20 protein-coding genes are annotated in these 22,065 nt (G+C 65.3%); 18 read left to right on the forward strand and 2 right to left on the reverse strand.

What is annotated here, in order from left to right; genetic code table 11:
• The first annotated feature begins 17 nt into the window (after window positions 1-17).
• The 15 genes from ACVIGB_RS46145 to ACVIGB_RS46215 all read left to right on the forward strand — a co-directional run bounded on the left by ACVIGB_RS46145 (window position 18) and on the right by ACVIGB_RS46215 (window position 17,958).
• A complete protein-coding gene (locus tag ACVIGB_RS46145; protein WP_092125001.1) occupies window positions 18-275 on the forward strand; it encodes a DUF6489 family protein in 258 nt (85 codons plus the stop codon).
• Between the two features lie 65 nt (window positions 276-340).
• Window positions 341-1,075: an alpha/beta hydrolase gene (locus ACVIGB_RS46150; RefSeq protein ID WP_244550014.1), complete on the forward strand. Its 735-nt coding sequence runs from the start codon at window positions 341-343 to the stop codon at window positions 1,073-1,075.
• A 58-nt stretch (window positions 1,076-1,133) separates the two neighbouring features.
• Window positions 1,134-2,684, forward strand: coding sequence for a WS/DGAT/MGAT family O-acyltransferase (locus tag ACVIGB_RS46155; RefSeq protein WP_229164296.1), 1,551 nt, complete (start codon window positions 1,134-1,136; stop codon window positions 2,682-2,684).
• Window positions 2,685-2,695: 11 nt separating this feature from the next.
• A complete protein-coding gene (locus ACVIGB_RS46160) occupies window positions 2,696-3,691 on the forward strand; it encodes an alpha/beta fold hydrolase (RefSeq protein WP_456724263.1) in 996 nt (331 codons plus the stop codon).
• 129 nt (window positions 3,692-3,820) lie between these two features.
• Complete coding sequence (locus ACVIGB_RS46165) at window positions 3,821-7,054, forward strand: bifunctional cytochrome P450/NADPH--P450 reductase (protein ID WP_456724262.1); 3,234 nt, start codon at window positions 3,821-3,823, stop codon at window positions 7,052-7,054.
• A gap of 267 nt (window positions 7,055-7,321) precedes the next feature.
• Window positions 7,322-7,996, forward strand: a complete 675-nt coding sequence (locus ACVIGB_RS46170) for a spermidine synthase (protein WP_456724261.1) — start codon at window positions 7,322-7,324, stop codon at window positions 7,994-7,996.
• Between the two features lie 119 nt (window positions 7,997-8,115).
• The gene (locus tag ACVIGB_RS46175; RefSeq protein WP_456724260.1) at window positions 8,116-9,003 is read left to right on the forward strand and encodes a helix-turn-helix domain-containing protein; all 888 of its coding nucleotides are present in this window, start codon (window positions 8,116-8,118) and stop codon (window positions 9,001-9,003) included.
• A gap of 191 nt (window positions 9,004-9,194) precedes the next feature.
• Window positions 9,195-10,316 carry a maleylacetate reductase gene (locus ACVIGB_RS46180; protein ID WP_456749411.1) on the forward strand — a complete coding sequence of 374 codons (1,122 nt, stop codon included), beginning with the start codon at window positions 9,195-9,197 and terminating at the stop codon, window positions 10,314-10,316.
• A 25-nt stretch (window positions 10,317-10,341) separates the two neighbouring features.
• A complete protein-coding gene (locus ACVIGB_RS46185; protein ID WP_342723234.1) occupies window positions 10,342-11,244 on the forward strand; it encodes an intradiol ring-cleavage dioxygenase in 903 nt (300 codons plus the stop codon).
• Window positions 11,245-11,279: 35 nt separating this feature from the next.
• The gene (locus tag ACVIGB_RS46190; RefSeq protein ID WP_456724259.1) at window positions 11,280-13,070 is read left to right on the forward strand and encodes an FAD-dependent oxidoreductase; all 1,791 of its coding nucleotides are present in this window, start codon (window positions 11,280-11,282) and stop codon (window positions 13,068-13,070) included.
• A gap of 80 nt (window positions 13,071-13,150) precedes the next feature.
• On the forward strand, window positions 13,151-14,494 hold the full coding sequence (locus ACVIGB_RS46195; protein WP_456724258.1) for an ABC transporter substrate-binding protein: 1,344 nt from the start codon (window positions 13,151-13,153) through the stop codon (window positions 14,492-14,494).
• 30 nt (window positions 14,495-14,524) lie between these two features.
• Window positions 14,525-15,292, forward strand: coding sequence for an ABC transporter ATP-binding protein (locus ACVIGB_RS46200; RefSeq protein ID WP_456724257.1), 768 nt, complete (start codon window positions 14,525-14,527; stop codon window positions 15,290-15,292).
• Window positions 15,289-15,993, forward strand: coding sequence for an ABC transporter ATP-binding protein (locus tag ACVIGB_RS46205; RefSeq protein WP_456724256.1), 705 nt, complete (start codon window positions 15,289-15,291; stop codon window positions 15,991-15,993). Before ACVIGB_RS46200 ends, ACVIGB_RS46205 begins: the two co-directional genes overlap by 4 nt.
• A 7-nt stretch (window positions 15,994-16,000) precedes the next feature.
• Window positions 16,001-16,867: a branched-chain amino acid ABC transporter permease gene (locus ACVIGB_RS46210; protein WP_456724255.1), complete on the forward strand. Its 867-nt coding sequence runs from the start codon at window positions 16,001-16,003 to the stop codon at window positions 16,865-16,867.
• Entirely contained in the window at window positions 16,864-17,958 is a 1,095-nt protein-coding gene (locus ACVIGB_RS46215) for a branched-chain amino acid ABC transporter permease (RefSeq protein ID WP_456724254.1), read from the forward strand. The genes ACVIGB_RS46210 and ACVIGB_RS46215 overlap by 4 nt, the downstream gene beginning before the upstream one ends.
• A gap of 252 nt (window positions 17,959-18,210) precedes the next feature.
• Here ACVIGB_RS46215 and ACVIGB_RS46220 read toward each other — a convergent pair whose 3' ends face one another.
• Both ACVIGB_RS46220 and ACVIGB_RS46225 read right to left on the reverse strand, forming a co-directional pair.
• Window positions 18,211-18,606 (reverse strand): nuclear transport factor 2 family protein, encoded by a 396-nt coding sequence (locus tag ACVIGB_RS46220; RefSeq protein ID WP_456725264.1) that lies wholly within the window; start codon window positions 18,604-18,606, stop codon window positions 18,211-18,213.
• Window positions 18,607-18,893: 287 nt separating this feature from the next.
• Window positions 18,894-19,814: an alpha/beta fold hydrolase gene (locus ACVIGB_RS46225; RefSeq protein WP_456749344.1), complete on the reverse strand. Its 921-nt coding sequence runs from the start codon at window positions 19,812-19,814 to the stop codon at window positions 18,894-18,896.
• A gap of 181 nt (window positions 19,815-19,995) precedes the next feature.
• Here ACVIGB_RS46225 and ACVIGB_RS46230 point away from each other — a divergent pair, with 181 nt between their 5' ends.
• Genes ACVIGB_RS46230 through ACVIGB_RS46240 form a run of 3 tightly spaced genes read left to right on the forward strand, consistent with a single transcriptional unit; the run spans window position 19,996 to window position 22,051 of the window.
• A complete protein-coding gene (locus tag ACVIGB_RS46230; RefSeq protein WP_092125016.1) occupies window positions 19,996-20,379 on the forward strand; it encodes a hypothetical protein in 384 nt (127 codons plus the stop codon).
• A complete protein-coding gene (locus ACVIGB_RS46235) occupies window positions 20,376-21,458 on the forward strand; it encodes a PHA/PHB synthase family protein (protein ID WP_092125017.1) in 1,083 nt (360 codons plus the stop codon). Before ACVIGB_RS46230 ends, ACVIGB_RS46235 begins: the two co-directional genes overlap by 4 nt.
• Window positions 21,455-22,051: an N-acetyltransferase family protein gene (locus ACVIGB_RS46240; protein ID WP_456724253.1), complete on the forward strand. Its 597-nt coding sequence runs from the start codon at window positions 21,455-21,457 to the stop codon at window positions 22,049-22,051. Before ACVIGB_RS46235 ends, ACVIGB_RS46240 begins: the two co-directional genes overlap by 4 nt.
• Window positions 22,052-22,065 lie beyond the last annotated feature (14 nt).

Here is a 22,065-nt window from a genome sequence, read left to right on the forward strand (position 1 = left end):
CATTTGAGGAGGCGGATATGAAGGTCAACGTCGAGATAGATTGTACGCCCCTTGAAGCGCGGCAGTTCTTCGGCCTGCCGGACGTGGCACCGATGCAGAACGCGGTGATGGACAGGCTGCAACAGCAGATGCTGTCGAACATCGACAAGGTTTCGCCGGAAGCGTTACTGCAAAGCTGGTTCACCTTCGATCCCAAGCTCGCCGAGCGCTTCCAGGACATGTTCGTGGCGATGGCCGGCTTCGGCGGCGGCGCGGGCAAGAAGGACAAGAAATAGTGGCGGCCGCGAAAGGGAGCGTTGATGCGGCCGAACGCCGGTTGCGTCCACCCAGCCTGTTGCTGATGCTGGCGGAAGCGCGCGGCGTGCTCGAGCTGAATTCGAGCCTGTTGCTGTCGCCCTTGCTGATGCAGGCGCCGAAGGGCGACGGTCATCCGGTGCTGGCGCTGCCCGGCTTCCTCGCCAGCGACCTTTCGATGGCGCCGATGCGGCGCTATCTGAAGGAGCTCGGCTATGACGCCTATGCCTGGAACATGGGCCGCAATTTCGGCGGCATCTCCAGCAGGCGGAGTGCGCTGCGCGACCTGCTGAAACGGGTCCATGAGGCGTCGGGGCGCAAGGTCTCGATCATCGGCTGGAGCCTCGGCGGCGTCTATGCGCGCGACCTGGCGTCGCAGATGCCTGAGCTGGTGCGCTCCATCATCACGCTGGGCAGCCCGTTCGCCGACGATATCCGCGCTACCAACGCGACCCGGCTGTACGAGCTGCTGTCCGGCGAGGGGGTGGACGATATTCCCGAGATTCGCGCGGCGATCGCCGGCGACATGCCGGTGCCGGCAACCTCGATCTATTCCCGCACCGACGGCATCGTGAACTGGCGGACCTCACGGGTGCGGCCGTCGGCGACCGCCGAGAACATCGAGGTGCATTTCGCCAGCCATCTCGGCCTCGGCGTCAACCCCGCAGCGCTGTGGGCGATCGCGGACCGGCTGGCGCAGCCGGAAGGGGAGTTCCGGCATTTTGACCGCTCGGGCCCCTTTGCCATTGCCTATGGGCCGGCAGAACAGGCACTATCCTAACCAGACGACGAGAAGCGCCGCCAAGGCGCCCGCGTGAATTTGCTCTCGGGAGGAGATCATGAGCGACGCCAAAAAGCTGTCCTCGCTGGACGCATCGTTTCTGTATCTGGAAACGCCGGAAATGCCGATGCATGTCGGCAGCATGGCGATCTTCCGCCTGCCGGACGGCTACAAGGGCGACTTCTTCGAGGAGTTCAAGGCGATGATCGCCTCGCGGCTGCACGTCGCGCCGATCCTCAAGGCGCGCCTACAGAAGGCGCCGCTCGACATCGATCACCCGTCCTGGGTCGAGGACGACCAGTTCGACATCGACCGCCACATCTTCCGCGCCAGCCTGCCTGCGCCGCGCGACCGCGCGACGCTGGAGCGCATCGTCGGCTGGATGCACGCCAAGCTGTTGAACCGCGCCCGCCCGCTCTGGGAGTTCTATGTCTTCGAGGGCATGAAAGACAACGAGATCGGGCTTTATTCCAAGATGCACCACGCCTGCATCGACGGCGGCGCCGGCGCGGCGCTGACCAGCATGATCTACGACCTGACGCCAGTGCCCCGGCAGATCGAGCCACCGAGCGCGAAGAAGGTCGCGCCGGAGCCGCGCGACATCGCGGCCAATTTGATCGATGCCTATCAGCAGCTCTGGACCCAGCCGTTCGAGGCCGCCGCCACCGCGCAAAAGAGCCTGGAACTGCCGCGCTCGGGCAAGAGCGACCTCGGCTCGATCCTGTTCGACAATGCCATGTTCCAGATCGAGAGCGCGGTGAAGTTCGCGGGCTCCATGCCGACCGTGCTCAAGAGCCTGTCCGACGTCGTCGCGAAGATCGCCGATCCCAGGTCGCGCGAGAGCCTGCAAGCGATGTCCTCGCCGCCGACCATCCTCAACAAGGCGATCTCGTCGGAGCGCAGCTTTGCCGGCACCTCGATCTCGCTGTCGCGCGCCAAGGCGCTGGCGAAAGCATCGGGTGGCAAGCTCAACGACGTCGTGCTGGCACTCGCCTCGGGCGTGGTGCGGCGCTATCTGATCAGCCAGGGCGCGCTGCCGAACAAGTCGCTGACGGCAGGCGTGCCGATCTCGCTGCGCGAGGAAGGCAACGCCGAATCCAACAACCAGGTGTTCGGTATGATCTGCTCGATCGCGACCGACGTCGAAGATCCCAAGAAGCGCCTCGAAACCATCATCGCGCAATCCACCAAGTCCAAGGAGATGTCGCATCCGCTGCGCGCCCTGGTGCCGCAGGTCTCCAACATCTCGCTGCTCGGCGCACCGATCCTGGTGCAGATCATGGCGCTGCTCTACAGCCGATCCGACCTGTCCAATGTGCTGCCGCCAGCCACCAACATCACGGTGTCGAACGTGCCGGGGCCGCGCCAGACGCTGTACGCGGCCGGCGCAGAGCTGCTGCACATCTTCCCGGTCTCGATCTCGACCCACGGGATCGCGCTCAACATCACCGTGCAGAGCTACCGCGATCAGCTCGATTTCGGCTTCATCGTCGGTGCCAACATCATCCCCCATGTGCAGGTGATGTGCGACATGCTGCCGCTCGAATTCGATGCACTCGAGGCGGCATTCGCGCCGCCGCCTGCCGACATCAAGGGCGCGGCCGAATAGGAATCCTGTCCATGATCGATATGCCATCGCTGCAGTTCGCCGAGACGAACGGCATCCGCATGGGGTTTTACGAAGCAGGCCCCAAGACCGACGCGCCGCCCGTGGTGCTTTGCCACGGCTGGCCCGAGCTGGCGTTCTCCTGGCGTCACCAGATCAAGGCGTTGGGTGAGGCCGGCATCCGGGTGATCGCCCCGGATCAGCGCGGCTATGGTGCGACCGACCGGCCGGAGCCGGTCGAGGCCTACGACATGGAGCACCTGACCGGCGATCTGGTTGGCCTGCTCGACCATCTCAAGATCGACAAGGCGATCTTCGTCGGTCACGACTGGGGCGGCTTTGTCGTCTGGCAGATGCCGCTCAGGCATCCGTCGCGGGTTGCCGGCGTCGTCGGCGTCAACACGCCGCATCTGAACCGCGCGCCGATGGACCCGATCGCGCTGTTCCGTCAGCGCTTCGGCGACCAGATGTACATCGTCCAGTTCCAGGATCCGGCGCGCGAGCCCGACCGCATCTTCGGCAGCCGTGTGGAGCAGACCTTCGATGCCTTCATGCGCAAGCCGGCGGCGCGCCCGCCGGGCACGCCGGAGGAGCAGCCGATCGCCGGCGTCGGCGCCTCGGCGCGGCTGAACCTGGCGTTCCCGCAGATGATCGCGAATTACGACGCCAAGCACGATCCGCGGACGCCGATCCTGTCGGCCGAGGAGAAGAAGGTGTTCGTCGACACCTTCACCGAGACCGGCTTCACCGGCGGCATCAACTGGTATCGCAACTTCACCCGCAACTGGGAACGCTCGGCGGGGCTCGACCATCACGTGCGGGTGCCGTCGCTGATGATCATGGCCGAGAACGACGCGGTGCTGCCGCCGTCTGCCGCCGACGGCATGGAGAAGCTGGTGCCGGACCTCGAAAAATATCTGGTCCACGACAGCGGCCATTGGACGCAGCAGGAAAAGCCGGACGAGGTCAGCGCCAAGCTGATCGAGTGGCGTAAGCGACGGTTTGGGTGACGACGAGACACAAACACCGTCATTGCGAGCGAAGCGAAGCAATCCATTGGTCCGCATGCCAGGACAGATGGATTGCTTCGTCGCTTCGCTCGTCGCAATGACGAATAGAGGACAGGGGGCACTTCCGACATGGCATCCGGCAACAGATTGAGTCCGATCCCGCATCCGCCGACGAAGCCGGTGGTCGGCAACATGCTGTCGCTGGATTCGAACGCGCCGGTGCAGCATCTCGTCAAGCTCTCCAAGGAGCTCGGGCCGATCTTCTGGCTCGACATGATGGGTGCGCCGATCGTGATCGTCTCCGGTCACGATCTGGTCGACGAGCTCTCCGACGAGAAGCGCTTCGACAAGGCGGTGCGCGGCTCGCTGCGCCGCGTGCGCGCGGTCGGCGGTGACGGGCTGTTCACTGCCGACACCAAGGAGCCGAACTGGAGCAAGGCGCACAACATCCTGATGCAGCCGTTCGGCAACCGCGCCATGCAGTCGTATCACCCGAGCATGGTCGATATCGCCGAGCAGCTGGTCAAGAAATGGGAGCGCCTCAACGCCGACGAGGAGATCGAGGTCGTCCACGACATGACGGCGCTGACCCTCGACACCATCGGGCTCTGCGGCTTCGACTATCGCTTCAATTCGTTCTACCGCCGCGACTACCACCCTTTCGTGGAATCGCTGGTGCGCTCGCTCGAGACCATCATGATGACCCGCGGCCTGCCGCTCGAGGGTCTGTGGATGCAGAAGCGGCGCAAGACGCTGACCGACGACGTCGGCTTCATGAACAAGATGGTCGACGAGATCATCGCCGAGCGGCGCGGCAATACCGACGTGACCAGTGACAAGAAGGACATGCTGGCCGCGATGATGACCGGCGTCGACCGCGCCACCGGCGAGCAGCTCGACGACGTCAACATCCGCTACCAGATCAACACCTTCCTGATCGCCGGCCACGAGACCACCAGCGGCCTGCTGTCGTGCACGATCTACGCGCTGTTGAAGCATCCCGAGGTGCTGAAGAAGGCCTATGAGGAGGTCGATCGCGTCCTTGGTCCCGACGTCGATGCGCGGCCGACCTATCAGCAGGTGACGCAGCTCACCTACATCACCCAATGCCTGAAGGAGGCGCTGCGGCTGTGGCCGCCGGCGCCGGCTTACGGCATCGCGCCGCTCAACGACGAGACGATCGGCGGCAAGTACAAGCTCAAGAAGAACACCTTCATCACCGTGCTGGTGATGGCGCTGCATCGCGATCCCTCCGTCTGGGGCCCGAACCCCGATGTATTCGATCCGGAGAATTTCAGCCGCGAGGCGGAGGCCAAGCGCCCGATCAACGCCTGGAAGCCGTTCGGCAACGGCCAGCGCGCCTGCATCGGCCGCGGCTTTGCCATGCACGAGGCGGCGCTCGCGATCGGGATGATCCTGCAACGCTTCAGGCTGCTCGACGTGCATCGCTACCAGATGCATCTGAAGGAGACGCTGACGGTCAAGCCCGACGGTTTCAGGATCAAGGTGCGGCCGCGCGACGACAGGGATCGCGGCGCCTTCGCGGGCAGCACGGGCGCGGTTGTGGCCGCGCCGAAGGCACCGCGCGCGCCGACCACGCGCCCCGGCCACAACACGCCGATGCTGGTGCTCTACGGCTCCAACCTCGGCTCCGCCGAGGAACTGGCGACCCGCATGGCTGATCTGTCGGAGATCAACGGATTCGCGGTGCGGCTCGGGCCGCTGGACGACTATGTCGGCAAGCTGCCGGACGAGGGCGGTGTCCTGATCATCTGCGCCTCCTATAATGGCGCGGCGCCCGACAACGCGACGCAATTCGTCAAATGGCTTGAGACCGATCTGCCGAAGGACGCCTTCGCCAAGGTGCGCTACGCGGTGTTCGGCTGCGGCAACAGCGATTGGGCAGCGACCTACCAGTCGGTGCCGCGTTTCATCGACGAGCAGCTGACCAAGCACGGCGCGCGCGCGGTCTATCCGCGCGGCGAGGGCGATGCGCGCAGCGATCTCGATGGCCAGTTCCAGAAATGGTTCCCGGAGGCCGCGAAGCTCGCGACCAAGGAATTCGGCATCGACTGGAATTTCACCCGCACCGCCGAGGACGAACCGCTCTACGCGATCGAGCCGGTGGCGCAGGGCGCGGTCAACACCATCGTGACGCAGGGCGGCGCGGTGCCGATGAAGGTGCTCGCCAACAACGAGCTGCAGAACAAGGAAGGCGCCCATCCGTCGGAACGCTCGACCCGGCATATCGAGGTCGAGCTGCCGGCCAGTCTGAAATATCGCGTCGGCGATCATCTCAGCGTGGTGCCGCGCAACGATCCGACATTGGTCGATTCCGTCGCGCGCCGGTTCGGCTTCCTGCCGGCCGACCAGATCCGTCTGCAGGTCTCGGAAGGCCGCCGCGCGCAACTGCCGGTCGGCAACGCCGTGTCGGTCGGGCGGCTGCTCACCGAATTCGTCGAACTGCAGCAGGTCGCGACCCGCAAGCAGATCCAGATCATGGCCGAGCAAACGCGGTGCCCGGTGACCAAGCCGAAGCTGATGGCCTATATCGGCGATGACGAGGCCTCCGCCGGGCGCTACCGCGCCGAGGTGCTGGCCAGGCGCAAATCGGTGTTCGACCTGCTCGAGGAATATCCGGCCTGCGAGCTGCCGTTCCATCTCTACCTCGAAATGCTGTCACTGCTGGCGCCGCGCTATTACTCGATCTCGTCGTCTCCGGCGGGCGAGGCACAGCGCTGCAGCGTCACCGTCGGGGTCGTGGAAGCGCCTGCGAGCTCTGGCCGCGGCGTCTACAAGGGTGTCTGCTCGAACTATCTGGCGCGCCGCCGCGCCGGCGACACCGTCCACGCCACGATCAAGGAGACCAAGGCCGGCTTCCGCCTGCCTGACGACAACGCCGTGCCGATCATCATGATCGGGCCGGGCACCGGGCTCGCGCCGTTCCGCGGCTTCCTGCAGGAGCGCGCCGCGCGCAAGGCACAGGGCGCTGCGCTGGGCCCCGCGATGTTGTTCTTCGGCTGCCGCCATCCGGAGCAGGACTTCATCTATGCGGACGAGCTGAAGGCGTTCGCAGCCGATGGCCTCAGTGAACTCTACACCGCCTTCTCGCGCGCCGACGGGCCCAAGACCTATGTGCAGCACCTCGTCGCCGCGCAGAAGGATCGGGTCTGGGAGCTGATCGAGAAGGGCGCCATCGTCTATGTCTGCGGCGACGGCGGCAAGATGGAGCCCGACGTCAAGGCAACCCTGATGTCGATCTATCGCGAGCGCAGCGGAGCCGACACCGATGCCGCCGCGCGCTGGATCGAGGAGATGGGCACCAGGAACCGCTACGTGCTCGACGTCTGGGCCGGCGGGTAGCCTCGGAGCCGGGGACGACGGTGATGCGGTTGAGGGCAGGTTCCTTTCCCCATCGTCGTCCCGGCGAAAGCCGGGACCCATAACCACGGGATTGGGTCGTTGAAGAGGGCTATGGCCCCAGCGGTGCGCAACAATCACCTTCGGTGGTTATGGGTCCTTGCTTTCGCAGGGACGACACTGAGTTTGTTGCGCCATTCGTGAGTCACTATTTCGCATTCTCTGGGCGCTAGCTTCGCCCGCCCTGACGCCCATGTTACAAGCCGCCGCATGATTCCCTGGGAAAAGATCGATACCGCGCGCATTCCCGGCACCGAAGGTGAATTGCGCCTGATGCGGCGCGGCCGCGAATTCTCGATCATGCTCGGCACCAACGAGCTGATGAACAGCCGTCTGTCGGGCTCGGAAGCCGCGCTGGCAACGCTCGCTGCGAAGAAGATCGAGAAAGTCGCACGGCCGCGTTTTCTCATCGGCGGCCTCGGCATGGGCTTTACGCTGCGGGCGGCGCTTACCGTGCTTGGACCCGAGGCGGAAATCGTGGTGGCCGAGCTGGTGCCCGCCGTGGTCGCCTGGGCGAGGGGCCCGATGGCCGAGATCTTCGGCGACAGCCTGACCGATCCACGCGTCAGCATCCAGGAGGTGGATGTCGCCGATGTGATCGAGCGCAATCCGCGCACCTACGATGCCATTCTCCTCGATGTCGATAACGGCCCCGAAGGCCTGACCCGCAAGGCCAATGACGCGCTGTATGACGTTTCAGGACTCAAGATCGCACACACTGCGCTGCGGCGCGGCGGCGTGCTCGCCGTCTGGTCGTCCGGGCCAAATGCCAAGTTCCCGAAATCGCTGTCCCGCGCCGGCTTCGCCGTCAACGAGATTGCCGTCCGCGCCACCGGCCGAGGCCGCGGCGTGCGCCACGTGATCTGGATCGCGGTCAAGGAGTAGCAGGCGCCGCTATTGCGACGCAGCAAGACCTCCAGCAGCGTTCGGTTCGATTGTGTTGAAAATCGAGGGCCGTTGGGTTTCACTCGCGGCACCGAAGCCTCGAGCCCTTGGTCTGTCTGATGCAGGCGACGTCGAATTTTGGGGTGCAGGAGACGCACGGGATCCTGGACCGTTTCCAGGCCGAATTCCGCGGCTCGAGCGAAGGGCTCGGCTGGTCGTCCGCATTTGCCTCGGTCCAGCGCGAACGGCCGTTTGACGGGCACTTCCACGCGCTGTCGGACAATCTGATGGTGCTGCACCGGGGTGGCCCGGTCGACATCACCTATGTGATGGACGGCAAGTCGGTTGCCCGGCAGATCCCGCGCGGCGGGGTGTTCTTCCTGCCGGCCGGACACGCCTGCAACGTGGTGCTGCGCGAGGCGCTGGAATCCACCCACATCTATCTGCGCTCCGATCTGTTCGCGGGCCGGGACGGGGCCCCGAGCCTGATCCACGGGCTCGCGCCGATGCTCGGCGATCAGGATGCGGTGCTGGAGCATCTCGCCGCAGCGATCGGCGACACCATCACCGGCGGCCTATCGGCCTCGTCGCTGTTCGTCGATCCGATCGCGCAGGCGATCGCCAATCGCTTCGTCGCAATCAATTTCCACAAGCCGAGCGTGGAGGCCGGCAAGCATCCGAACCTGCTGAGCGTCAGGCAGATGGCGCGCATCCGCGAGTTCGTCGACACAAATCTCGATTCCGATATCCGGCTCGACCAGCTGGCGGAGCTGTGCGGCCGCAGCACCGAATATTTCGTGCGCCTGTTCAAGGCAACCAGCGGCGTCTCGCCCTACCAATACGTGCTCACTCTGCGCATCGAGCGCGCCAGGGTGCTGCTCGCCGACGAGACGCAGAGCCTCGCCGACATCGCGCTGGCCTGCGGCTTCTCCCATCAGGAGCACTTCACCCGCATGTTCCGCCGCTTCACCGGCGTGACGCCGGGGCGATACCGCCGTAGCCATTAGCGTGCGGCGGCCCGCGATTCTGACGGGCGAGGGCGCATAGCCTGGTCCTGTACCGACGGATGATTTTTCCGGTTTTGTGCAGATTTTCTCCGGTTTCGTGCAGGCCCGCCATGGCCACCCGCCGCTAGCTTTCTCCCAACAAGACGAGATTGCCGGTTCACCGGCTTGGGAGAAATGCCATGAGCGTTGCGATGCCTGATGCCGGAGGCGCATCCATTGCGTCCGTTGCGGCGGCCGGTGATGCCGGCCAGGGCACCTTTGCCTATTGCTCGCAGCAATATCGCGTGGTGTTCGGCACCGGCACCTCGGCGCGGCTTGGCGAGGAGAGCGAGCGCCTTGGCATCAAGCGGGCGCTGGTGCTGACCACACGCGAGCAGCAGGATCTTGGGCGCCGGCTCGGCGCAGGCCTCGGTGACAGGCTCGCGGGGCTGTTTGCCGGCGCGCGCATGCACACGCCGGTCGAGGTCACCAATGAAGCGCTTCGCATCGTCGAGTCCCGCGACATCGATGGGCTGGTCGCGATCGGCGGCGGCTCGACGGTCGGGCTCGGCAAGGCGCTGTCGCTGCGCACCGGGCTGCCGCATATCGCGATGCCGACCACTTATGCCGGTTCGGAGATGACGCCAATCCTCGGCGAAACCAGCAACGGCATCAAGGCCACGCAGCATTCCCAGGATCTGGTGCCGGACACCGTCATCTACGACGTCGATCTCACCGTCAGCCTGCCGCCGCATATCTCCGCGGCCAGCGGCATGAATGCAATCGCCCACGCCGTCGAGGCGCTTTATGCGCCTGATGCCAATCCGCTGACCTCGCTGATGGCGGAAGAGGGCATCGCCGCGCTTGCCCGCGCATTGCCGCGCATCATGACGGCCCCGGCCGATCCCGGTGCCCGCCGCGACGCGCTCTATGGCGCCTGGCTGTGCGCCGTGTGTCTTGGCGCGGTCGGCATGTCGCTGCATCACAAGCTCTGCCACGTGCTGGGCGGCATGTTCAACCTGCCGCATGCGGAAACCCACGCGATCGTGCTGCCCCACGCGGCCGCCTACAACGCCGCCGCGGCGCCGGAGGCGATGATCCGGGTGGCGCGCGCACTGCACAGCGCCAATGCACCGCAGGGTCTGTTTGACCTTGCCCGGCAGCTCGCGCTGCCGCGCGCGCTTTCCGGCATCGGAATGCCCGAGGACGGCATCGCGCACGCTGCCGAGATGGCGGTGCGCAATCCCTATGCCAACCCAAGACCGGTCGAACGCGCCCCGATCGAGCAATTGATCGCGGCAGCCTGGCGCGGCGATGCGCCCGTGCAGCACTGACATCTCAGGATCAAAGGACAACACGATGGCCAATTTCAACGAGCATGACCTCACCGACGAGGTGATCAGCAGCTTCGCCAATACGCCGAACAAGCGGCTGAAGTTCCTCATCGAGGAGACGGTCAAGTCGCTGCACGATCTGGTGCGCCGCACCGAGCTCACCTTCGAGGAATGGAATCAGGCGATCGAATTCCTGACCCGCACCGGCCAGACCTGCACGCCGCTGCGCCAGGAGTTCATCCTGCTCTCCGACGTGCTCGGCGTCTCGATGCTGGTCGACGCGGTTAATCACCGCGAGCGCGAGGGCGCGACCGAGACCACAGTGCTTGGTCCGTTCTATGTCGGCGAGCACCGCGTCACACCGCACGGCGCCAACATCTCGGAGGGCATCGACGGTGAAGTGATGTTCGTGCAGAGCCGCGTCACTGACCTCGCCGGCAAGCCGCTCGCCGGTGCCGAGATCGATGTCTGGCATGCCGACGATGACGGCTTCTACGATTCGCAGAAGGCGGACTATGCGGCTCATGGCCCATCGCTGCGCGCGCGCTTCGTCACCGATGCCGACGGCCGCTTCTCCTTCCGCACCATCCTGCCGTGCAGCTATCCGATCCCGACCGATGGCCCGGTCGGCGATCTCATCACCGCCACGCAACGCCATCCGATGCGGCCGGCGCATGTGCATTTCCTGGTCAAGGCCGAGGGTTACGAGCCGCTGATCACCCACGTCTTCCTCGATGGCGACGAATATCTGCGCAGCGACGTGGTGTTCGGCGTCAAGGACGAGCTCATTGCGCGCGTCGAGCCGAAGAGCGAGCCGGCGTTGCCGAACGGCGAGCGGGTCTCCGGCCCGTGGCACCTGATGACTTACGACTTCCAGATGAAGCCCGGCGCGGGCCTGGTGCCGAAGCCCATGATGGCCGCGGAATGACGATCGCAACCAACAAGACGACCAAGGAGAGGACCATGACCAGCAAATCGATTGAGACCGACGTCCTTGTCGTCGGCAGTGGCCCGGCCGGCGCGACGGCGGCGGCGCTGCTCGGCACGTACGGCGTCAAGCATATCCTGGTGACCAAATATGGCTGGCTGGCTGATACGCCGCGGGCCCACATCAGCAACCAGCGTGCGATGGAGGTGCTGCGCGATCTCGGCCTCGAGGAGAAGGCCGTGGCGCAGGCCGTGCCGCAGCATCTGATGGCCAACAACGTGTTCTGCGAGAGTCTCGCCGGCGAGGAATTCGGCCGGCTGTATTCGTGGGGCAATCATCCCTCGCGCAAGGCGGATTACGATCTCGCCAGTCCCGCGCGCATCTGCGACCTGCCGCAGAATTTCCTCGAGCCGATCCTGATCGAGGCCGCCGGCCAGCGCGGCACCTCGCTGTGCTTCAACACCGAGTTCGTCGACCTGGTACAGGATGCCGACGGTGTGACTGCGACGGTCAAGGATCGCCTCTCCGGCGAGACCTTTCAGATCCGCGCCAAATATCTGATCGGCGCCGATGGCGGCCGCAGCCGGGTCGCCGAAGTGATCGGACTGCCGATGGAGGGCCAGATGGGCCGCGCCGGCAGCATGAACATCATCGTGCAGGCTGACTTAAGCAAGTACGTCGCGCATCGGCCGAGCGTGCTGTACTGGGTGCTGCAGCCCGGTGCTGAGATCGGCGGCATCGGGGCCGGCCTGATCCGTATGGTGCGGCCATGGAACGAGTGGCTGATCATCTGGGGCTACGACATCGAGCAGGGCGAGCGCAAGCTCAGCAATGGCGAGGCCGTCTCGATCGTGCGCAATCTGGTCGGCGACGAGACCCTCGAGGTCAAGGTGCGCTCCACCTCGACCTGGACCGTGAACGAGATGTATGCCGGCCACTATTCGTCCGGCCGCGTGTTCTGCGTCGGCGATGCCGTGCACCGCCATCCGCCGACCAACGGCCTCGGCTCCAACACCTCGATCCAGGATTCCTTCAATCTGTGCTGGAAGCTGAAACTGGTGCTCGAAGGCCACGCGGCGCCGTCGCTGCTGGAAACCTATTCGGCCGAGCGCCAGCCGGTCGGCAAGCAGATCGTGACCCGCGCCAACAAGAGCATCGGCGACTTCCCGCCGATCTTCGAGGCGGTAGGCCTCGTCGCTTCGACCGACCCGGCCGAAGCGCGCAAGGCGATCGCGGCGCGCAAGGCGCCGACCGCCGAGGGCAAGGCGCGCCGCAAGAAGCTCTACGAGGCCATCGCCAACAAGAGCTATGAGTTCAACTGCCACGGCGTCGAGATGAACCAGCGCTACGGGTCGACCGCCGTGGTGTCCGATGGCACGCCGATGCCGGCCTTCAGTCGCGATCACGAGCTGTATTATCAGGCCACCACCTGGCCCGGCGCGCACCTGCCGCATGTCTGGGTCGAGCATCAGGGCGAACGGAAGTCGACGCTCGATCTCACCGGCAAGGGCCGCTTCACGCTGCTCACCGGGATCGGCGGCGACGGCTGGAAGGCGGCCGCTGCCGCGGTCGAGAAGGCCTACGGCCTGCCGGTCGACGTGGTGACGATCGGCCCGCAAGGCTGCGATGCGCTCGACATCTATGCCGACTGGTATCGCCAGAGCGAGGTGGACGAGGACGGCTGCGTGCTGGTGCGTCCCGACATGTATGTCGCCTGGCGCGCCAGGGAGGCGGCGGCGAATGCCTCCGATCTGTTGCTCGACGTGTTCGGCCAGATCCTCGGCCGCGGCGCAAAGGCGCAAACGAAGTCCGTCGCCGCCGCGTGATGTGGCACGGCGCTGGTAATTTTCAGAACGGAATGAACGGCAGCCGGCTTGAAAACCGGCTTGCCTCAAGGGAGGGGAAAATGACCAAGGACCATTTGAACGCCAACGACCACTTGAACGCATTGTCTTTCGATCGCCGCCGGGTGCTGCAAGGCATCGCCGGTGGTTTCGCCGCTGCAGGCACGACCACATTGTTCGCACCGGCCGTGCGCGCCGCCAACAAGCCGATCAAGATCGGCTATGTCTCGCCGAAGAGCGGACCATTGGCTGCCTTCGCCGAAGCCGACGATTTCGTGCTCGGCGAATTCCGAAAATTCATCAAGGATGGCGTCAAGGTCGGATCGCAGACCTATCCGGTCGAGGTGGTGACCAAGGACAGCCAGTCGAATCCGAACCGCGCCGCTGAGGTCGCCAAGGAACTGATCACCCGCGACAATGTTAGCCTGATCGTGGTCGGCGCCACCCCCGAGACCAACAACCCCGTGGCGACGCAGTGCGAGCTCGAGCAGGTGCCGTGCATCTCCACCGTCGCACCGTGGCAGACCAATTTCATCGGCCGGCAGGCCAATCCGGGCGATCCGAAGAGCTGGAAGCCGTTCGACTACACCTTCCATTATTTCTGGGGCCTCGAGGACGTCATCGGTGTCTTCACCAGCATGTGGAGCCAGGTCGCGACCAACAAATCGGTCGGCGCGCTGTTTCCGAACGATGCCGATGGCAATGCCTGGGGCGACACCACGATCGGCTTCCCGCCTGTTATGGCCAAGCAGGGCTTCAAGCTGACCGATCCCGGCCGCTTCCAGAATCTCACCGATGATTTCAGCTCGCAGATCGCTGCGTTCCGTGGCGCCGACGCCGAGATCATCACCGGCGTGGTCATCCCGCCCGACTTCACCACGTTCTGGAACCAGGCGCGCCAGAAGGGGTTGAAGCCGAAAGTCGTGTCGGTCGCCAAGGCGTTGCTGTTCCCGGCGTCGGTGCAGGCGCTCGGCAAGGGCGGCAACAACATCTCCACCGAGGTGTGGTGGACGCCGACGCATCCGTACAAATCGAGCCTCAGCAGCGTCAGCGCGGCCGATCTTGCCAAGGGATATGAGCAGGCCTCCGGCAAGCAATGGACCCAGCCGATCGGCTTCGTGCATTCGCTGTTCGAGGTCGCGATCGACGCCATCAAGCGCTCCGGCGATCCGGCCGATGGCGCGGCGCTGGCGAAAGCGATCGGCGCCACCAAGCTCGATACCATCGTGGGCCAGGTCGCGTTCGGCTCCAGCGCGGTGCCGCCGTTCGCGGCGAAGAACATCGCCAAGACGCCGCTGGTCGGCGGCCAGTGGCGGCTGAACGGCGACAAGTACGACATGGTGATCACCGACAACAAGCTGGCGCCGCAGATCCCGCTCGGCGGCGATATGCAGGCGCTGAGCTAGCGCAAGTCAGCACGTCGTCGAAGACAGGAGATGCGTGGCATTGCCACGCATCTTCTCTCCGCCGCAATCATACAGTGGGCGACCATGCTCGAACTCCATGCCATCTCGAAAAGGTTCGGCGCCATTGTCGTTGCCGACGCGATCGACCTGACGCTTGCGTCCGGCGAGGCGCTGGGCGTGATCGGGCCGAACGGCGCCGGCAAATCGACGCTGTTCAACCTGATCACGGGGTTGTTGCGGCCGGATGCCGGCCGTATCGTCCTCGATGGCGTCGACATCACGGGTCTTTCTCCCGAAGCGCGCTGCCGCGCCGGCATCGGGCGTTCGTTCCAGATCCCGCAGCCGTTCGATCACCTCTCGGTGTTCGAGAACCTTGCGGTCGCCGCCCAATTCGGCGGCGGCCTCTCGGAGGCCGATGCGGTCCAGCATTGCGGCCGCATACTTGATCTGACCGGCCTCGAAGCCAAGGCCAATCGGCTCGCCGGCAGCCTGCCGCTGCTCGATCGCAAGCGGCTCGAGCTGGCGCGGGCGCTTGCCACCAAGCCACGCACGCTGCTGCTCGACGAGATCGCAGGCGGCCTCACCGATGCCGAATGTCATGAACTGGTCGAGACCATCCGCACCATCCACGCCGAAGGTGTCGGCATCATCTGGATCGAGCATGTGGTGCACGCGCTGCTCGCGGTGGTGCAGCGGCTGGTGGTGCTGAACTTCGGCAAGGTGGTCGCGCAAGGCGCACCAGTCGAGGTGATGCGCTCGCGCGAGGTCGAGACCATCTACATGGGAGTGCCGGCATGACCGCGCTGCTCAATGTCACGGCGCTCGATGCGTTCTATGGCGACTTCCAGGCGCTGTTCGGCATCGATTTCGAATTGGCGGAGGGCGAGGCGGTCGCGGTGATCGGCGCCAACGGCGCCGGGAAGTCGACGATGCTGAAGTCGCTGGCCGGGCTCGTGAAGAGCCGCCCCGACGCGATCCGCCTCGGCGGGCGGGCGATCGGCGATGCGTCCGCCGCCCGCATCGTGCGGCTCGGCCTTGCGCTGGTCCCCGAGGGCCGTCAGCTGTTTCCCTCGCTCAGCGTCGAGGAGAACCTCTTGATCGGGGCCTACGGCGGTGAACGAACAACTCCGTGGGATCTCGCCGCGGTCTACCGGATGTTCCCGGTGCTGAAGGAGCGGCGGCGTGGCGCCGTCACGGCGCTGTCGGGCGGTCAGCAGCAGATGGTGGCGATCGGCCGCGCGCTGATGTCGAACCCACAGATTCTGCTGTGCGACGAGATCAGCCTCGGCCTCGCGCCGATCGTGGTGGAGGACATCTACCGCATGCTGCCGCAGATCCGTTCGGGCGGCACCGCGGTCGTGCTGGTCGAGCAGGACATCGCCCGCGCGTTGCGGGCCGCCGACCGCTTCTACTGCCTGCAGGAGGGACGAGTGACGCTAAGCGGACGGCCCAAGGATGTGGATCAGGACACGATCCGCGCGGCCTATTTCGGAGCATGAGGGAGCCATGAGTGGGTTCGATACCATCATCGAGGGCGTGCTGCTCGGCGGCGTCTATGCGCTGTTCGCGCTCGGCCTGTCGCTGATCTTCGGCATCATGCGTCTCGTCAATCTGGCGCATGGCGACCTGATCCTGCTCGCGGCCTATCTGGTGCTCAGCGCCACCACGGCGCTCGGCCTGCCGCTTGCGGCCGCAGCCCTCTTGGTTGTCGCGACGATGTTCGTGCTCGGTTTCGTGCTGCAGCGGCTGGTGCTGGAGCGGGTGCTCGGCGACGACATCCTGCCGCCGCTGCTCGTCACCTTCGGCCTGTCGATCGTGATCCAGAACGGACTGCTGCTCGGCTACGGCGCCGACAGCCGGCGGCTGCAGGCGGGCGCCTTCGAATCCTCGTCGGTGGCGCTCGCCCCCGGTCTGAGCGTCGGGCTGGCCCCGCTGACGGCGCTGGTGACGGCGATCGCTGCCGTCGCGCTGCTGCAGCTCATTTTCTATCGCACCTCGCTCGGCCGGGCCTTCCGCGCCACCGCTGACAATCCCGCGATCGCGCAGTTGATGGGCGTCAATGAGCGCAATGTCTATGCGATCGCGGTCGGGCTCTCGCTCGCGGTGTCGGTGATCGCCGCTGTTGTGTTCGGCATCCGCGCCAGCTTCGATCCGTCGATCGGCCCGGCGCGGCTGCTCTATGCGTTCGAGGCCGTGATCATCGGCGGCCTCGGCAGCCTGTGGGGAACGCTGGCCGGCGGCATCGTACTCGGGCTGGCGCAGGCGATCGGGGGGCGGATCAATCCGGAGTGGCAGATCCTGGCCGGCCATCTCGCCTTCCTTGCCGTACTGATGGTGCGGCCGCGCGGCCTCTTCCCGGCGAGGCGGACATGAGCGTCGAAAGCATCCATGTCCCGGCAAGCCGGGAGCAACGTCCGGCGGATCTGCCGGTCTGGCAAGTTCGGGTCGGCACGCGATTGTCGCGCGGAGCGGCCGTCGTCGGCATCGCGCTGGTGGTGGTGCTTGCCGTGCTGCCCACGATTGCTTCGCGCAATTTGATCCAGGATCTGATCTTCGTCTTCACCATGCTGACGCTGGCGCAGCTCTGGAACGTGCTGGCTGGCTGGGGCGGGCTGGTGTCGGTCGGGCAGCAGGCGTTTGTCGGGCTCGGCGCCTATGCTCTGTTTGCCGCCATCGTGATGGCCGGGCTCGATCCCGTTGCGTCGATCCCGCTGGCCGGGCTGTTCGCGGCGCTGGTCGCAGCGGTACTCGGCCCGCTGCTGTTCCGGCTGGAGGGGCCATATTTCGCGATCGGCAGCTGGGTTGCCGCCGAAGCGCTGCGGCTGATCTGCGCCCAGTTCAAGTCGCTCGGCGGCGGCACTGGGATGTCGATCTCGCCGGGCGAACTGTCGCAGATGTTCGGGCTGAAGGCGGTGCAGGCGCTGCTCGGATTGCGGCCGGCGGCCGCGCGCGACGTGCTGGTCTACTGGCTGGCGCTGCTGCTCGCCGTGCTGGTCACGCTCGGCATCTACGCCTTCATCCGCTCGCGCCATGGCCTCGCGCTCGCCGCAAGCCGCGACAACGCAGCGGCAGCGCGCAGCGTCGGCGTCCGCACCGCGCGGATTCGCCATCTGCTGTGGATCGCGGTCGCCTTCGCCACCGGCATGGTCGGCGCGGTGGTCTATCTGCAGAAGGCGCGCATCTCGCCTGACGCCGCCTTCAGCGTCACCGACTGGACCGCCTATGTGATCTTCATCGTCGTGATCGGCGGGGTGCGCACCATCGAAGGCCCGATGGTCGGCGTGCTCCTGCTATGGGGGCTCGTCACCTGGCTCGCCCAGGATGGCAGCCTGTATCTGGTCGTGCTCGGTACGCTCGCCATCCTGATCATGCTGTTCATGCCGAGGGGCGTGTGGGGCGCGGCGGCGCGGCGCTGGCAGGTGCAGCTATTCCCGACACAGCGCTGGCTCGGCCGCAGCCGCTAGAGCAAGATGATGTCAGGTTGAATCGGTCTTGCGGCGGACTGGCTCACCTCTCCCGCTTGCGGGGGAGGTCGCATCGCATCGAAGATGCGATGCGGGTGGGGGCTCTCTCCGCGATGTGACCCGCGGAGAGAGCCCCCACCCCAGCCCTCCCCCGCAAGCGGGAGAGGGAGCGAACCGCCTTCGCGGTGCTATTCGACCTAATCTCATCGCGCTCTAGTGCCGAAGATCCCGGCCGTTCTCTGAGGTCCGTTCTCAGAACATCGTGTTGCTGTTCGCCGGATTTTCCGGAACGGGCTGCACCACGTCCCAATGCTCGACGATCTTGCGGTCCTCGAGCTTGAAGATGTCGATGATCGCATTGCCGCGGGTGCCGGGTTCGCGCACCGCGTGGACGTGCAGGATCACGTAGTCGCCGTCGACGAACGAACGCTTGATCTCGCTGTGCGAGTTCGGAAACTTCTCGCGCAGGAAGGCAATGAATTTGCGGAAGCCGTCGGGACCGTCGGCCGCGCCGGGATTGTGTTGCACATAGCGGTTGCCGACATAGGCGAGTGCCGCGTCGGCGTCCTTCTGGTTCAGCCCCTTCTCGTAGAAGGCCAGCACCGCCTTGCGGTTGGCTTCCTGCTGCGCGTCGCCGGTCGCGGCCATCGCGGCAGAAGATGCGAGCGCGAGGAGGAGAGCGGCGACGGCTGTCCGCGGCCGGAGAAGGGTCTTCATCTGGTGACTCCCGGTGGCTGATGGCGCGCGACCCGCGCAGTGCATCGCGCTGTCTACAGCCTCCGCGCGCCAGCCGGAAGAACGCACCCCTGGCTCACATGGTCACCGGAAGATACTAGAGCCCCGTTCCGATTGAAGCGGAACGGGGCTCTGGATTCTTGATTGACGCGTTTTCTTGACGCGAACCGGTATCCACTTCGCTCGAAAACGCTCTAGCCTCACGCCGCCTTCACCGCAGCCCCATGCGCATGCTTGTCGATGGCGTCGATGATCTGCGGCCACATCGGGATCGGCAGCGCATGGCCCATGCCCTCGATCATCAGGAGCTTTGCGCCGGGGATCGAGACCGCGGTGTCCTTGCCGCCTTCGGGATGCACCAGCGGATCGACTGTGCCGTGGATCACCAGCGTCGGTGCCTTGACGCTGCGCAGGCGCTCCTTGCGGCTGCCCGAGGCGAGGATGGCGCGGAGCTGGCGGCCGACGCCTTCCGGATTGAGGCCGCGCTCAAAGGTGCGCCGCGCGCGTTCCGGATCAAGTGCCTCATCCTCCGGGAACGAGCCGTTGCGCAGCACCTTCCAGGTCTGGCCGAAACGCACGAAGTACTCCTCCTTGCTCTTCGGCGGCGGCGCCATCAGCACTGCGGTCGCCTCGCGGGTCGGCCCCGGCACCTTTGGATTGCCGGTGGTCGACATGATCGAGGTCAGCGAGCGCACGCGCTCGGGGAAGGTGATCGCAACCTCCTGCGCGATCATGCCGCCCATCGAGGCGCCGACAAGGTGCGCGGTGCGGATGCCGAGCGCATCCATCAATCCGATCGTGTCCCGCGCCATGTCGGCCAGCCGGTATGGCGCTGCGACCGGAATCTTCAGGAAGCGCAGCTTCAGCAGTTCAAGTGCGGTCAGCCGCTTGCCGCCGCTCATGCGGGAGGACTTGCCGATATCCCTGTTGTCGAACCGGATCACGCGAAAACCGCGCGCAGCAAGCTGGCGACAGAATTCGTCGTCCCAATGGATCATCTGGGCGCCGAGGCCCATGATCAAAAGCAGCGGCTCCGCATTCGCATCGCCAAAAATCTCGTAGCAGATGTCTATGCCATTGGCGCGGGTTAGTTGCGGCAACTGATGGGCGAGCGTGGTCACGGGCGTCCTCTCCTGGATTCGCGGTCAGGAACCTGCATGCTGCCACGGTTTGACGCAGCGCAGAAGAGCTTCGACGTCGCCGGGCGCGCCGCACTGTTGACCGATCAGCGGCAACAGTGTCGTATGGCACAAACAAACGGAAGCGCGACAAGCGCTCGGAATTGACGTGGAGGAGGGCCTCATGGCCGACAAGGGCAACGACCCTGCCGTGATCTGGCAGACGATGATTGGCGAGATGGAGAAGGGGTTCAACTCCTTCGGCAACCAGTTGATGAGCTCGCCTGAATTCTCCAAGGTGATGAATCAGGCCGGCAGCGCCGCGGCGGGCGCGCAGAAGCAGCTCGGCGAGATGATGGAGAAATATCTGCTGGCGATGAACCTGCCGAGCCGCGCCCAGCTCGTCGGCATGGCCGAGCGGCTGCAGTCGATGGAGACCCAGCTCAACGAGATCAAGACGCTGCTGCAGCAGGTGCACCACAATTCGCTGGCGCCGGACGACGGCTACGGCGCAACGCCACGGCCGCCGCGCACCAGGCGCCCGCCATCCGAGGGAGACAGCAAATGAATGCTCCCACCGGGTTTGATTTCGCCTCGATCTCCGAGCGGGTACAGTCCGAGGTGCAGCGTGCGATCCAGCGCAGCATCAAGGGCGTCGAGTATTTCTCGAGCTCCGGCCCCGAGCTCGGCTCGACGCCGAAGGACGTGCTGTATTCGCGCGGCACCATGAACCTCTATCACTACCGGCCGCAGGCCGACGAAGTCTATCGCGTGCCGGTCCTGATCGTGATGGCGACCACCAACCGCGGCTACATCCTCGACCTGGTGCCGGGGCAGAGCTTCATCGAGTTCCTGCTCAAGCGCGGGTTCGACGTCTACATGCTGGACTGGACCGCGCCGAAGCCCGAGGAAAAATCGCTGCGCATGGAGGACTACGTCCTCGACTTCATCCCGGAATCGGTCCGCCGCGTGCAGCAGGATTCCGGCGAAAAGGACATCTCCGTGATCGGCTATTGCTTCGGCGGCGTGCTGTCGCTGCTCTATGGCTCGATCTTCAACGACGGGCCGATGAAGAACCTGATCTGCTTCACCACGCCGATCGATTTTCGCGAGATGAAGCTGTTCTCGAATTTCGCCGACCGCCGCTACTTCGACGTCGACCGCCTCATCGACAGCACCGGCAACATGCCGCCCGAACTGATCCTGCAATCGTTCGACATGCTGCGGCCGGCCGCGCGCGTCGTCGGCCAGATCCAGCTCTGGGACAACATCTGGAACGACGAGTTCGTCAAGTCGTACCGGATGTTCGATCGCTGGGCGACCGACACGCTGCCGCTGGCGGGCGAATATTTCCGCGCCATCACCAAGGACCTGATGTGGGACAACAAGCTCTACAACGACACCATGACGGTCGGCGGCCGCGCGGCGAAGCTTGCCGACATCAAGGTGCCGATTCTGCACGCGGTCGCCGAGCACGACCACATCGTGCCGTATGATGCGGCAAAGCACCTGATCACCAAGATCGGCTCCGAGGACAAGGAGGAGGTGATGCTGAAAGGCGGTCACGTCTCGCTGGTCGCCGGCGCCAATGCAATCAAGCGGCTGTGGCCGAAACTGGACTCCTGGTTGAGCAAGAGATCGACATGACCGAACAACGTTCCTATCCGCGCCACGTCAAGACCGAGGCCGGCGACATCGAGTTCCGGCTGATGAAGCGGCCCGACGAGGCCGCAGTGCTGGCCTTCGCGCAGAAACTGCCGACGCATGATCTGCTGTTCCTGCCGCGCAACATCAGCCAGCCGAAGGTGCTGTCGGCCTGGATCAACGAGATCGAGCGCGGCGACATCACGAGCCTGCTCGCGATCAAGGACGGCAAGGTGGTCGGCTGCGGCACCCTGGTGCGCGACCCACATTCCTGGTCGCCGCATGTGGGCGAGATCCGGATGGTGGTGTCGCTCGACGTGCGCGGGCAGGGCGTCGGCCGAGCGCTGTCGCAGGAGACCTTCGCCATCGCGCTCGGCGCCGGGCTGGAGAAGTTCTCGGTGCAGATGACAGTCGACCAGCGGGCGGCGATCGCGCTGTTCGAAAGCCTCGGCTTCAAAGCGGAGGCCCTGCTGCGCGACCATGTCCGCGACGTCGAGGGCAAGACTCACGACATCGTCGTGCTCGGGCACAATGTGGCGCAGGTCCGGGCGCAGATGGAGGCATATGGGGTATCTGAAGCGGTTGGTGGTATTTAGAAACCGCAATCCGC

Source organism: Bradyrhizobium sp. USDA 4341 (genome assembly GCF_054063755.1).

Excerpts from the sequence above, each read along its gene's own strand:
- ACVIGB_RS46165 (WP_456724262.1), top strand. The coding sequence starts at position 3,821 with ATGGCATCCGGCAACAGATTGAGTCCGATCCCGCATCCGCCGACGAAG.
- ACVIGB_RS46155 (WP_229164296.1), top strand. The coding sequence starts at position 1,134 with ATGAGCGACGCCAAAAAGCTGTCCTCGCTGGACGCATCGTTTCTGTAT.
- ACVIGB_RS46205 (WP_456724256.1), top strand. The coding sequence starts at position 15,289 with ATGACCGCGCTGCTCAATGTCACGGCGCTCGATGCGTTCTATGGCGAC.
- ACVIGB_RS46145 (WP_092125001.1), top strand. The coding sequence starts at position 18 with ATGAAGGTCAACGTCGAGATAGATTGTACGCCCCTTGAAGCGCGGCAG.
- ACVIGB_RS46190 (WP_456724259.1), top strand. The coding sequence starts at position 11,280 with ATGACCAGCAAATCGATTGAGACCGACGTCCTTGTCGTCGGCAGTGGC.
- ACVIGB_RS46170 (WP_456724261.1), top strand. The coding sequence starts at position 7,322 with ATGATTCCCTGGGAAAAGATCGATACCGCGCGCATTCCCGGCACCGAA.
- ACVIGB_RS46220 (WP_456725264.1), bottom strand. The coding sequence starts at position 18,606 with ATGGCCGCGACCGGCGACGCGCAGCAGGAAGCCAACCGCAAGGCGGTG.
- ACVIGB_RS46185 (WP_342723234.1), top strand. The coding sequence starts at position 10,342 with ATGGCCAATTTCAACGAGCATGACCTCACCGACGAGGTGATCAGCAGC.
- ACVIGB_RS46235 (WP_092125017.1), top strand. The coding sequence starts at position 20,376 with ATGAATGCTCCCACCGGGTTTGATTTCGCCTCGATCTCCGAGCGGGTA.
- ACVIGB_RS46215 (WP_456724254.1), top strand. The coding sequence starts at position 16,864 with ATGAGCGTCGAAAGCATCCATGTCCCGGCAAGCCGGGAGCAACGTCCG.
- ACVIGB_RS46175 (WP_456724260.1), top strand. The coding sequence starts at position 8,116 with ATGCAGGCGACGTCGAATTTTGGGGTGCAGGAGACGCACGGGATCCTG.
- ACVIGB_RS46210 (WP_456724255.1), top strand. The coding sequence starts at position 16,001 with ATGAGTGGGTTCGATACCATCATCGAGGGCGTGCTGCTCGGCGGCGTC.
- ACVIGB_RS46160 (WP_456724263.1), top strand. The coding sequence starts at position 2,696 with ATGATCGATATGCCATCGCTGCAGTTCGCCGAGACGAACGGCATCCGC.
- ACVIGB_RS46180 (WP_456749411.1), top strand. The coding sequence starts at position 9,195 with ATGCCTGATGCCGGAGGCGCATCCATTGCGTCCGTTGCGGCGGCCGGT.
- ACVIGB_RS46230 (WP_092125016.1), top strand. The coding sequence starts at position 19,996 with ATGGCCGACAAGGGCAACGACCCTGCCGTGATCTGGCAGACGATGATT.
- ACVIGB_RS46240 (WP_456724253.1), top strand. The coding sequence starts at position 21,455 with ATGACCGAACAACGTTCCTATCCGCGCCACGTCAAGACCGAGGCCGGC.
- ACVIGB_RS46195 (WP_456724258.1), top strand. The coding sequence starts at position 13,151 with ATGACCAAGGACCATTTGAACGCCAACGACCACTTGAACGCATTGTCT.
- ACVIGB_RS46150 (WP_244550014.1), top strand. The coding sequence starts at position 341 with ATGCTGGCGGAAGCGCGCGGCGTGCTCGAGCTGAATTCGAGCCTGTTG.
- ACVIGB_RS46200 (WP_456724257.1), top strand. The coding sequence starts at position 14,525 with ATGCGTGGCATTGCCACGCATCTTCTCTCCGCCGCAATCATACAGTGG.